Annotated in this window: 9 protein-coding genes and 1 riboswitch; all 9 genes read right to left on the reverse strand. The window is 69.2% G+C overall.

What is annotated here, in order from left to right; all coding sequences use genetic code 11:
* Window positions 1-3: 3 nt before the first annotated feature.
* The 9 genes from EV653_RS03995 to EV653_RS04035 all read right to left on the reverse strand — a co-directional run bounded on the left by EV653_RS03995 (window position 4) and on the right by EV653_RS04035 (window position 11,688).
* Entirely contained in the window at window positions 4-1,287 is a 1,284-nt protein-coding gene (locus EV653_RS03995; RefSeq protein WP_134098047.1) for an amidase family protein, read from the reverse strand.
* Between the two features lie 53 nt (window positions 1,288-1,340).
* Window positions 1,341-2,633: a M20 family metallopeptidase gene (locus EV653_RS04000; RefSeq protein ID WP_134098049.1), complete on the reverse strand. Its 1,293-nt coding sequence runs from the start codon at window positions 2,631-2,633 to the stop codon at window positions 1,341-1,343.
* A gap of 17 nt (window positions 2,634-2,650) precedes the next feature.
* Window positions 2,651-4,228: an allophanate hydrolase gene (gene atzF, locus EV653_RS04005; protein WP_134098051.1), complete on the reverse strand. Its 1,578-nt coding sequence runs from the start codon at window positions 4,226-4,228 to the stop codon at window positions 2,651-2,653.
* Complete coding sequence (locus tag EV653_RS04010; protein WP_238159548.1) at window positions 4,225-6,186, reverse strand: 5-oxoprolinase/urea amidolyase family protein; 1,962 nt, start codon at window positions 6,184-6,186, stop codon at window positions 4,225-4,227. Before EV653_RS04010 ends, atzF begins: the two co-directional genes overlap by 4 nt.
* On the reverse strand, window positions 6,180-6,797 hold the full coding sequence (locus EV653_RS04015) for an urea amidolyase associated protein UAAP2 (protein WP_134098053.1): 618 nt from the start codon (window positions 6,795-6,797) through the stop codon (window positions 6,180-6,182). The genes EV653_RS04010 and EV653_RS04015 overlap by 7 nt, the downstream gene beginning before the upstream one ends.
* Window positions 6,794-7,399: a DUF1989 domain-containing protein gene (locus EV653_RS04020; RefSeq protein ID WP_134098055.1), complete on the reverse strand. Its 606-nt coding sequence runs from the start codon at window positions 7,397-7,399 to the stop codon at window positions 6,794-6,796. The genes EV653_RS04015 and EV653_RS04020 overlap by 4 nt, the downstream gene beginning before the upstream one ends.
* Window positions 7,396-8,967 carry an amino acid permease gene (locus EV653_RS04025; RefSeq protein WP_134098057.1) on the reverse strand — a complete coding sequence of 524 codons (1,572 nt, stop codon included), beginning with the start codon at window positions 8,965-8,967 and terminating at the stop codon, window positions 7,396-7,398. The genes EV653_RS04020 and EV653_RS04025 overlap by 4 nt, the downstream gene beginning before the upstream one ends.
* A gap of 60 nt (window positions 8,968-9,027) precedes the next feature.
* A riboswitch (guanidine-I (ykkC/yxkD leader) is annotated at window positions 9,028-9,142 on the reverse strand.
* Between the two features lie 135 nt (window positions 9,143-9,277).
* Complete coding sequence (locus EV653_RS04030; protein WP_134098059.1) at window positions 9,278-10,216, reverse strand: NAD-dependent epimerase/dehydratase family protein; 939 nt, start codon at window positions 10,214-10,216, stop codon at window positions 9,278-9,280.
* Between the two features lie 71 nt (window positions 10,217-10,287).
* Window positions 10,288-11,688 (reverse strand): serine hydrolase domain-containing protein, encoded by a 1,401-nt coding sequence (locus EV653_RS04035; protein WP_238159549.1) that lies wholly within the window; start codon window positions 11,686-11,688, stop codon window positions 10,288-10,290.
* Between the last annotated feature and the right edge of the window lie 19 nt (window positions 11,689-11,707).

Here is an 11,707-nt window from a genome sequence, read left to right on the forward strand (position 1 = left end):
CAGTCAACCAGCCAGCAGTTCCGCGAAGGTGATCGCGGTGTCGTCTTCGTGCCACGGACCGATGACCTGAGCGCCGACGGGCAGGCCGCTCGTGGTGCGCCCGATCGGCATGCTGAGCGCGGGATGGCCGATCAATGCGGCGTGGGAGATCCAGAACACCTGCGCGTCGTACGGCTGTCCGTCGATTGTCGTCGAGCCGTGCGGGAAGGCGACCGTGAAGCTGGTCGGACAGAGGAAGACGTCGACGTCCTCGAAGTACCGCTGCCACTTGGCTCGAGCGAGCATCCGCGCGCGTTCGGTTGCGAGCAGTTCGTCGACGGTCAGCTCGGTCGGTTCGCCTCCGTGCAGTGCGAAGAACAGACCGACCTGCCGACCGAACTCCTCAGCCTGTTCACCCGGATCCACCTCGTCCGGCCAGCCTTCGATGATCTTCGCGCCGCTCCGGGCGAGCTGGTCGACGGTGGCAGCCATCGCGTCGCCGACCTCGCCGGAGACCGGCGCTGCCGGGTGATCGGTCACCACGCCGACGCGGAAGTTCTCGAGTCGCTGGTGCCGCGGCGGCCTCAGCTGCCACGAGTACGGCGCTTCGGGGCCGGCGGTCGCACGGAGAGCGATGCGCAGATCGGCGGCGGAGCGGGCGAGTGGTCCGAGTGTCGACAAGTTCGGCAGTTCGCTCGGCAGGTACGGCATACGGGGGACCTGGAAACCGCGTTGCGGGACGAGACCGTTGGTCGGCTTGAGTCCGTACACCCCGCAGTACGCCGCTGGGAGCCGGATCGAGCCGACGAGGTCCGAGCCGTACTCGAGGTAGGTGAGGTCCGCGGCGAGTGCGGCCGCCCCGCCGCCGCTCGAGCCGCCGGGCGTGCGACCGAGGTCGGTGGGGTTGTTCGTCCGCCCGTAGATCTCGTTCGCGGTCTGCCCGAAGTCGGCGAGCATCGTGTGCACGTTGCTCTTCCCGATGATGATCGCGCCGGCCCGCTGCAATCGCTCCACCACAGTCGCGTCCTGATCGGCGACATACTCCGCGAACGCCGGATTGCCCCAGGTCGTGTGCAGGCCCGCGACGTTGAGGCAGTCCTTGACCGTCATCGGTACGCCGTGCAGCGGGCCGACCGGCGATGTCGCATCTGCCGCATCCGCCGCGGCCAGGGCGTACTCCGGCCGGACCTCGACTACCGCGTTGATCGTCTTGTCGTCGGCGATCCTCTCCAGCAATTGTTCGGTCACCTCACGCGAGGTGACCTCCCCGGTCCGGATCCACTCGGCAATCTCTCCAGCTGTCCTCATACCGCCGGTCTACGACCTCACACAGTGTCAGAGTCAAACCTCACGCGGGACGCCTACGTGAGAAGGCGGAGGGCTGCCAGGGCGTACGTGCGGGCGGCGGTGACGAGGTCGGTGATGGGGACCGACTCGTCGGCGCGGTGGGCCTGGGTGGTGACGGAGCCGGGGCCGAGGACCACGACGGGTACGCCGAGGTCGCGGGCGATGTAGCCGCCGTCGCAGGCTGCGGTCCAGCCGGCAAGCGGCATCGGCTGACCGCCGCCGTCGAGGCGGGCGGCTTCGGTGATGCGGACCAGGTCGGCGTTGTCGGGGGTCTCGAAGGCGGGCATCTCCATGGGCATGGCGAGTTCGACGGTCAGGCCGCGGTCCTCGAGGTGGAGGGCGGCTACGCGGCGGCCGAGGTCGGCGAGTACTTCGGCGGGGGACTCGCCGGGCAGGAGGCGGCGATCGGCGACGACCACGCATTCGGCGGGGACGATCGAGCCGCCGGTACCGCCGTTGATCTGGCCGACGCTCCAGGTCGCCGGGCCGAGCAGGGGATGGGGTGCGGTCGCGAGCTCCGCGTGCAGGCGTTCGATCTCGGCGACGACGGCAGCCGCGCCGTAGATCGCGTTGGCGCCGCCGTCGGGGTTGCCCGCATGCGAGGCGCGACCGTGCACCGAAACCTGAAGATAAGAGTCACCACGGGCGGCGATGATCGTCTGCAGGTCGGTCGGCTCGGCGGTGATGCAGCCTACGTACCGCTGCGACGGGCTCTTCACGGACGGGCTGTTGATGGACCGACTGGGTGAGTCATGCCTCGCCCCTGACCTTTCCGCTTCAAGTCTATCGGCGATGGGCTTGCCGGGTCCGGCGTTATCCACAGCGGCGGCGATGTGGGCGCGGATGCCTTTGCCGGTTTCTTCTTCGTCTACTACTGCGGTTAGTTCGACCGGGCCGGACAGGGGAGTGTTGCGGAGGGCGGCCAGGGCGATCAGGGCTGCGGCGAGGCCGCCCTTCATGTCGGATGCGCCGCGGCCGTGGATGCGGCCGTCGCGGAGGAGGCCGCCGTACGGGTCGACCGTCCAGCCGTCGCCGACCGGGACGACGTCGGTGTGGCCGAGCAGCAGCAGGCCGGGATTGTTGCCTCCGGCAAGCGTGATCGTGAGGTTGTCCCGGCCGGGTTCGACCGGTGACAGCTGTACGTCGAGCCCGAGCTCACCAGCCGCCGCGGCGAGGACGGCCGTGGTGGCGGCCTCCTCGCCGGGCGGGTTCTGCCCGTGGGCGCGGACCAGGTCCTGCGTGACGCGGACCAGCAGGTCCTCGTCGATCCGGTCCAGCACCTTCTGTTCGGCGGGTGTCAGGCTCATGCCCACCAACCTTAGGCTCAGCGGCCGGACAGGTACGCGCGCCAGCCTCCCGCTGAGGTGATGTCACGGGCCGGGTCCGCAGCGTCCGCCGTGCACACGAAGCCGAGGACCCGTTGTCCGTCCGACAGCTCCAGCGGCCCGATCGCCAGCGGCGGTTCGATGGTCGCAGCGAATCCGCCGAGCTCAGCCGCCGGCACCCGCCAGACTTCAACCTCGATCCCCGGACCGTCCCCATCCGTCAACGTCCTGGTCAGCCCCGGCCGAGGCCCGTCCACCAGATACATCCGGTACGACGCTGCGGTGCGCGCACCGAACGCGAGCCGAGCGCCACGCCGTACCAGCTGGTCATTCAGAGGCTGCCCGGACAGATGCGCGCCCGCGACCGCCAGCAGGACGTCGGTCCCATCAGCCGGCGTCGGCACAGGTTCACCGCACCACAGCGCCGCCAGATCGATCAGCGCATGATCGTGACCGGCCGGTGCCAGCAGTTGGATCCCGAACGGCAAGCCGTCGGCCCGATCCGGCCCCGGGAACGCGACAGCGCACAGATCCAGCAGATTGACCATGTTCGTGAACCGACCGAGCCGACTGTTCACACCGATCGGATCCGCCGCGACCCCTGCCAGCGTCGGATGCCCGGGCGTCACGGGCAGCAGCAGCGCATCGAGCTGCGTCCACAGATGCTCACTCGCCCGGGCGAGCGTCGCGAGCCGATCGAAGCCTGCGAACGCCGCGGACGCGGTTAACGCCGCACCGCCCCGCACGATCGCCCGCACTGTGGGATCGACGGCCGGAACGTCGTCGAGCTTGTCGCCGAACGCGAGCCACCGCTCGGCCAGCCACGGCCCGGAGTACAGCAGCTCAGCCGCCTCCAACAGCGGCCGCACATCCACCTTCACAACCTCACCAAGCCGGTGAGCCTCAGCGAGCGTCTCCTGCCACGCGGCCTCGTGCAGCGGATCCAGGTCCAACCCAATATCCGGTACGCCGATCACGCGCCCGCCCCGCGGGCCAGGTAGATCTACGGCACGCCGCGACCAGGCATCATCGGGGTCATAGGCAACCATCACTTCGTACGCCGCCCGCGCAGTCGCCACGTCCCGAGCCATCACCGTCACGCAGTCGAGCGACCGGCACGCCGGTACGACGCCGCGCGCCGACACGAGCCCGCGACTCGGCTTGATCCCGATGAGCCGGTTGAACGCCGCAGGCACCCGCCCGCTGCCCGCCGTATCCGTACCGAGCGCGAAGTCGACCTGCCCAGTCGCGACGGCGACCGCGCTGCCCGAGCTGGATCCGCCGGACACATGCCGCTCGGAGAAGACCGAGTGACAAGCGCCGTACGGCGATCGCGTGCCGACCAGCCCGGTCGCGTACTGATCGAGGTTCGTCTTCCCTAGCGGTACGGCGCCGGCCGCGATCAGCTGCTCGACGACGAACGCATTGTCCACTGCAGGCCGCGAGTTGCGCGGGTCCCCGGCCGTCGTAGGCACCCCGGCGAGATCGATGTTGTCCTTGAGCGCCATCGTCAGCCCGCGCAGTGGCCCGTCCGCCGGCTCGACCGGGTCGACCCTGGTGATCCACTCGTTGTTCATGCGCCCCACCGGGCCCGCTCGGCCTCGAACGCGGCGCGGCGTCTGGCCCGCACGGTCGCAATGTCCACAGGTGCCTCCTGCTCGATCCGGCGTACGTCGGAGATCGAGAACGTCGCCGGGGTGGTCTTCAGGTCTGCCCGCCCGGCGGCGATCTCGGCCCGCTCGTGGGCGAGTTGCTCCGCGCTGACCGGCGTGAATCTGATCAGGTCGAACTGCCTCAGCAACCAAGGCTGCTCGTCGGAGGGGGACAGCCGCCAGACCGGGACAGTGCGTCCGACCAACTGGTACCCACCGGGACCCTCCATCCCGTACACGCACAGGTAGATCCCGCCGATCCCGACCGCGTTCTGCGGCGTCCACGTCCGGGCCGGGTTGTACTTCGTGGTGACGAGCCGATGCCGCGGATCCACCGGCACCGCGACCGGCGCACCGAGATAGACGTCGCCGAGGCCGACCACCAGGTATGTCGCGGCCTGCACGATCTCGAAGACCTCGTCCCGCGTGTCGAGGTCGTTGACCCGCCGGATGAACTCGACGTTGTCCGGGCACCACGGGGCGTCCGGCCGGACCGAAGTCGCGTACCGGCGCATCGCCTCGTGCGCCTCCGGGTGGTCGAACGCGATCGGCAGCACCACCTCGCGGGCCGGCAACACCACGGTCTCGGGATCGTCCAGCCCGGCGGCGAGGAACGCCAGCCGCTCCGCGAGCGCGGCCAGTGAGAGCCGGGACGAGTCGACCGCGACCAGCACGGACCGTACGCCTTCGACGATCTCCGCGACGCCGGCCGGCTTGTTCTCCCGGAGGGCTTGGGCCAGCAGGTGGATCCAGACGCGGACGGTGAGGTCGAGCTCGGCCGGTCCGGCCTCGACGAGTAGGTGGCGCTCGCCGGCACATCTGATCGTGTACGACGGCGCGGTCCCGGACTGTTCGCCGTGGTGCAGGAGCTCCGGACGACTCGGCGTACCGGTTGAAACGGCGACGGAGGTTGGCTCCTGGCGCAGGTCTGTCAGCCAACGGCGGCGGTGCTCGATTGCCTCGGTCGCTGCAACTAGTGTCACCGGAACTAGTTGCACCGAGTCGCCGGCGCGCAGTTGTCCGAGCATCCACCGGTCGGCCTCGATCACGACGGCGGGTACGACGAATCCGCCGAGCGACGGGCCGTCCTTGCCGACGATGACCGGGGTGTCGCCGGACAGCATGATGCCGCCGACCGGGTACGCCGAGTCGTGCACGTTCGACGGATGCAGACCGGCCTCGCCGCCGTCGGTCCGCGCCCAGCCGGGCGTCGGCCCGATCAGCCGGACGCCGGTGCGGTCGGACCGATGGTCGACGATCCAGCTGTTGGCAAAGAACGCGTCGACGCCTTCGGCGGTGAGATGCTCGGGCGCTCCGTGGGGCCCGGGAATCACGCGGAGCTGCCAGGAGTCCGACATCGTCGGCAGCTCCACCGACAACGGGGACAGCAGGTTCTCCTGCCGGCCGAGTGGAATCTGGTCGCCGGCCTCGAGCGGCTTCCCGCCGTGACCGCCGAAACCGCCGAGGATGAACGTCGACCGACTGCCGAGCACCCGCGGTACGTCGAGGCCGCCCTGGATCGCCACGTACCCGCGCATCCCGGGACCGTCGAGCGGGCCGATGTCCAGCACGGAGCCGGCCGGCCACCGGATGACCATCCCGGGCCTGAGGCGCAGCTTGTCGACAGTCGCATTGCGCACCGCGCCGCCGACGCAGACCAGCCGATCCTCGTCGCAGGTGAGCACCGGTCCGGTGAGCACACACTCGAGTCCGGCCGCGGTGTCCGGGTTGCCGACCGCGGCGTTGAGCAGCGCGAACGTCAGTTCGTCGGCGGCTCCGGACGGCGGTACGCCGACATCCCACAGACCGGGCCGGCCGGCGAGATCCTGCACCGTGGTTTGGGTGCCTTGGGCAACAACTGTGATGACGGCCAACGTCACCACCAGCCCAGCAGCTGGATCGGCGTCGGATCCCAGCCGTTACAGGGATTGTTGACCTGCGGACAGTTGCTGATCAGCGCGAACAGGTCGCGGCTCGCTGTGACCTCGACGTACTTGCCCGGCGCCGACAGTCCGTCCTCGAACGTCAGCCCGCCGGTCGACGTCACCGGTACGTTCATGAAGAAGTTGATGTTGTGGGTGAGCTGACGCTGGCCGATGCCGGCCTGTGCGCCGTACCGCAGGAACGTCTGCCGGCAGGCGTGCTGGTGACGCGTGAACTCGCCGTACCGGATGACGTTGCTCTCCTGCGAGCAGGCGCCGCCGACGGTGTCATGCCGGCCGCAGGTGTCGTCGGTGATCACGGCGAGCTCGTCGAGCCTGGTCGAGATCAGGCGCGATCCGGTGGTCAGGAACACCGCGCGCTGCTCGCGGATGGTGTCGAAGGCGGAGTACCGGTTGTCGATGTCGTGGGCGTCGTAGAAGAGCGTGTCGACGGCCTGGTTCCCGTGCAGGTCGACGATCCGCAGGCGCCCACCGGCCGGCACGCTGACGAGTGCGCCGTCGCCGGCTTCGACGACGGAGTCGAGGGCGACGGTCGTCGCGGTGATGGTCATGCGATCAGCTCCCGGGTCAGGCGCAGTGCGCGGACCGCTTCCTCGCGCAGGACGGGATCTTCAACGTGTGAAGGCGATTCGAGCTGTACGGCGACGCCTGCGGCGGGGCCGTCCGACAGTGCGTGGGGTGCGGTCGAGACGAAGATCAGGAGATCCTGGTCAGCCCGGAGGGTGACGGTGTCGCCTGCGTGGGCGTGGTCGGGGACGTAGGCGAGTGAGGCCCGCGGGTCGTCCGCGACGGCGACCTTGCTGAAGAAGTGGATGCAGCCGTGCAGGTCCGCTTCGCCGAAGCCGTGCTTGGTGAGTTCGAGCAGGAGGAGGCGGTCCGGGAGGGCGCCGGTGAGGCAGTCGTGCCAGTCGAGGGTTGAGGCGATGACGGTAGCGAGGGCGAGACCGCGGTCCGACATCAGCACCATGCCGGGCTTGATGCGTGCGGACATCTGGGACTTCAGGGTGTCGGGGATATTGAGGCGGTCGAGGCGGTCTGCGCCGATGATGAGCACCGTCGCATTCGCGCCGTCCGCCAGAGCAGTCAGCGTGACGGTGCGACCCGCACGAACAGGCACGGACCAGGCAGCATCGCCGGGAATCTCGTGGTTCACGCGCTGGCTCCCTCTGCCTCGACGGTCGGCGCGCCTGTGCGGAGCGGTACGCCGATGGAGGCGTAGTACGCGGTGCGCTGCGTCCGGTACGCGAGGAGCCCGCCGGCGGCGACGACGGCGAGGGTGATCAGCGGGAGGTAGTGGAGGTACCAGCCGTCACCGGCCGGGTCGTACACCTCGGCGCGCGGCCAGCCGAGGTTGATGGCCATCGCGAGCCCGTACGCGACTGCGACGGTGTTGACAATCAGACCGAAGCGCCCGAGCGAGAACAGCGGCTTGCCGTTCTCGTCGACTCCGGCGGGCAGACCGCCACCGGTCAGGCGGCGGACCAGCAAGGGCGCAGTCACCATCAGGTACGCGACGTACAGCAGCATGATGCAGACGCTCGCGAGGCCCAGGAACAGGCCCGCGTTTCCTACGTTCACGACCAGGCAGACGGCGGCCAGCACGCCAGGGACGACGGTCGCGGCTACCGGCGTACCGGTCCGCTCGGACACCTTGCGCAGTTGACGCGATCCCGGCAGGACGTTGTCGCGTGCCATCGAGAAGATCATCCGGGCCGCGGCAGTCTGGATCGCCAGCGTGCACACGCAGACCGCGAGCGCGACGTCGAGCAGCAGGAGCTTCCCGGGCGTCGTGCCGAGCCTGCTCGTCAGCACGTAGGGGAGACCTTGGGTGGCCAGATTGCCGTCGGTCAACGAAGGCGCGGCCATCAGCGCCGCGACGATCAGGAACGCACCACCGATACCGGAGGCAACGACGGCCCGGATGATCGTCCGCGGTGTCGTCGCGCGCGGCTTGTGCGTCTCCTCCGAGAGCTCGCCCGCGCTGTCGAAGCCGACGAGCACATATGCCGCCATCAACGCCGAGATCAGCAGCGGACCGACGTACCCGGTCGTGCTGTCCAGGTTCGTTGTGTGCAGTACGACGGACGGACCGCGCTCGGCGCGCATCGTCAGCAGGACCACGATCAGAACGACGCCGATGAGCTCACACGTCACCCCGACCGAGTTCACGACCGCGGTGATCCGCACGCTGGTCGCGTTCAGCACAGTGGTCGCGGCGAGCAGGATGCAGCCGAGGAGTACGGCGTTCGCGGCGCCGTCCTTCGACGCGAGCGCGGGATCGCTGCCGACCAGCTGGAACCCGGGCCAGACCGCGGGCAGAACGACCTGGAGGGCGATCGCCGCGGTGGCCAGCGTGATGATCTGGGCGATCGCCATCGTCCAGCCCGCGAACCAGCCGACCACGGCCCCGCCGAGACGACGGGCCCACTGGTAGATCGCGCCCGACAACGGGTACCGCGCCGCGAGCTCGGCGAAGCACAACGCCACCATCAACTGCCCGGCGAGGACCGCGGGCCAGGTCCAGAAGAACGCCGTACCGCCGAAGCCGAAACCCAGGCCGAAGAGCTGGAAGACGGTGGTGAGGATCGAGACGAACGAGAAGCCCGCCGCGAACGAGGCATAGCTGCCGACGCGGCGCGAGAGTTGCTGGGCATAGCCGAAGTGGCCGAGATCGCGTGCGCCCAGTTGATCCGTGGTCAGTGTTTCAGGGGGTGCTGACATTCCGGCCTCCGTTGGAGATCAGGCCCGGAATGCACGCACAGCAGCCCGGGGCCTTTCAAGGCCTCCCGGGCTTTTGTCCCGCCGTGGAACGGCGCTCTGCTGCGAGCGCCGCCTCCCCTCTCGGACCAGTCCTGCCGTCAGCTCGACCAGCAGCGGAACCCTAGGGGCGCCCCGCCGTCCCGGCGGGTCTTGTCCAGTTCAGGACGCGCCGGTTTCAGCGGTCGTCCTCGCGTGTAACGCGAAAGTAAAGGAATCCTCTCACCGGATGCGGCAAACGGTGAGGGACCGAGATCCCTCACCGTTGGCTGCCTCACAGCCCCTTGCGGAAGCCTTCGCGCCAGGACGCGTACCCGGGCTGCCAGCCGAAGGTCTGCTTCGCCAGCGTGTTGTCGGCCCCGCGGATCTCGGTGAAGGCCGCGACTCCGACATCGCCGACCGCGAGCCGCCCGATCCAGGCCGGCACGTGCCGCGGCGGCTTCGCGCCGAGAATGCGGGCGAACTCCGGCAACCAGACCGCCGCCTGCGCCGGGTCGTCGTCCGCGATCTGGAACACCCCGGTCACGTCGCTCTCGACCGCCTTCACGGTCGCCGACGCCGCGTCGTCGTAGTGGATGAACGACCAGATCCCGGTGCCGTCGCCGATCAGCGGCAGGCGGCGCTTCTGGATCATCTCCACCATCGAGCCGCCCTTGCCGATGTCGCCGGTCGGACCGTAGAAGCTGCCGTACCGCAGCGCGACGCCCTCGATCCCGTCCGCGTTCAGGACCGCCGATTCGAGATGCTTGATCGCGGCCATCGTCTGCTGTTGCGCGGGCACCGGGTTCGGGTCGAGCGGGTCCGCCTCGGTCTTCGTGGCGGATCCACCGTGCTGCAAGTTCCAGCCGGCGTACGACTGGACGACGAACCGTCGTACGCCGGCAGCCTGGGATGCGGCGAGCAGGTTGTCGGTGCCCTCGGTCCGCAGCCGGTTCGTCATCGCGAAGCTGTCGTCGAAGTGCTTGAAGTCGATCCCGCCCTTGAGCGCGGTCATCTGGTGTACGACGACCTCCGGGCGGACCTTCTCCACGGCCGTGCGGACCGCGGCGGCGTCGAGCCCGTCCGCGAGCACGACGTCCGCCCCGAACGACCGCACGCTGCTCGCGCCGGACTCCGACCGGGTCATCCCGGTCACCTCGTGCCCGGCCGCGATCAGCTGCGGCACCAACGACCGACCCAATCCACCGGTCGCACCTGCTACCAAGACCTTCATGTCGTCCTCCGTCGTCTGCTGTGACGACCCGGAGGACACGCGGCGACCTCAGGTTTGTGACATGACCCGGATCACACCTCGGACGTCAGCGTGAACTCGGTCGGACCGAACGACACGTTGAGCTTGCCGTCGACGGTCATCGAATCACCGGCGACCCGACAGGTGAACCTGGCAACGAACGGCGTTTCGACCCAGCGGACCGTGGCCACGAACGCGTCGCCGTCGCCGTACGCGCTCGTGACGACCCGCATCCCGGCCTCGGGGCTTGCGTCGTTGACTGTGCCCGGAGCGGACTGCTCGCGCCAATCGCCAGGCGCGCAGACGATGTCATGCGATCCGGACCCACCGAACTCCTCGAAGGTGAAGACCCCGGTGCCGTCCGGGTCGAGCCGGACGGCGGTCAGCCCGGCATCGTTGCGACCGGTGAACCGATACGTCCGCCCATCGCCACCTGCCGGCGCTGAACCAGTTGGCGGCAGCAACTCCAGCCGCGACGGGCGGGAGACCGACGGGACGTCCTTGCCCTCGAGCGCGGGCAGCAGATATTCCCAGACCGTGTTCAGGATGCCCTGCATGTCGGTGGTCGCGCTGGTGATGATCAGCGCAGCGTCGTACTCCGGGAAGATCAGGCAGAACTGCCCGAACGCGCCGTCGCCGCGGTACGTGTTGTGCCGCCCGCGCCAGAACTGGAAGCCGTAGCCCTGCTTCCAGTCCGGGTTCTCCTCGTTGTCGTTGGGCACCTGCCTCGAGGTGGCCGCCTCGTACCACTCGGCGGGGACGAGCTGCTCGCCCTTCCACTCGCCGTGCTGCAGCAGGAGCTGCCCGAAGCAGGCCAGCGACTCGGTGTTGATGCTGAGACCCCAGCCGCCGGTCGTGATGCCTTCCCTCGACACCTGCCAGGTCGCCTCGGTCGCGCCGAGCGGCTCGAACAGCCGCGGCCGCAGGTAGTCGAGCAGTCGCTCACCGGTCAGCCGCTGCACGATCGCGGACAGCATGTAGGTCGCGCCGCTGTTGTAGACGAACACCGTGCCGGGCTCGTGCGCCACGTCGAGGCCGAGGAAGATCTTCACCATCCGGCGGTCGCGACTGAGCGCCTCGACGGTGTCCTGCGAGTGCCCGGTCGTCATCGTCAGCAGGTGCCGGACCTTCATCGCGGCCAGGTTGTCGCTGACCGTCTCCGGCAGCTCGTCGGCGTCGAAGAACGAGATCACCTGGTCGTCCAGCGACAGCAGACCCGCGTCGATCGCCAGCCCGACGCCCGTCGACGTGAAACTCTTCGACACCGAGAACAGCAGGTGCGGATCCTCCGGCCGGTACGGCGCCCAGGCCTCCTCGAGGACGACCTGCCCGTGCCGCAGCAGCATAATGGTCTGGATCTCCGGCTCGCCGGCGTCGAGCGCCCCGACAAAACTGTCGAGCGCCGCGGCGGACAGCCCCTGGGCTTCTGGCGTACTCCGTGGAAGTCTGCTCACGCCGAGCACGCTATCTCTC

Source organism: Kribbella pratensis, assembly GCF_004365355.1.
GTDB lineage: Bacteria > Actinomycetota > Actinomycetes > Propionibacteriales > Kribbellaceae > Kribbella.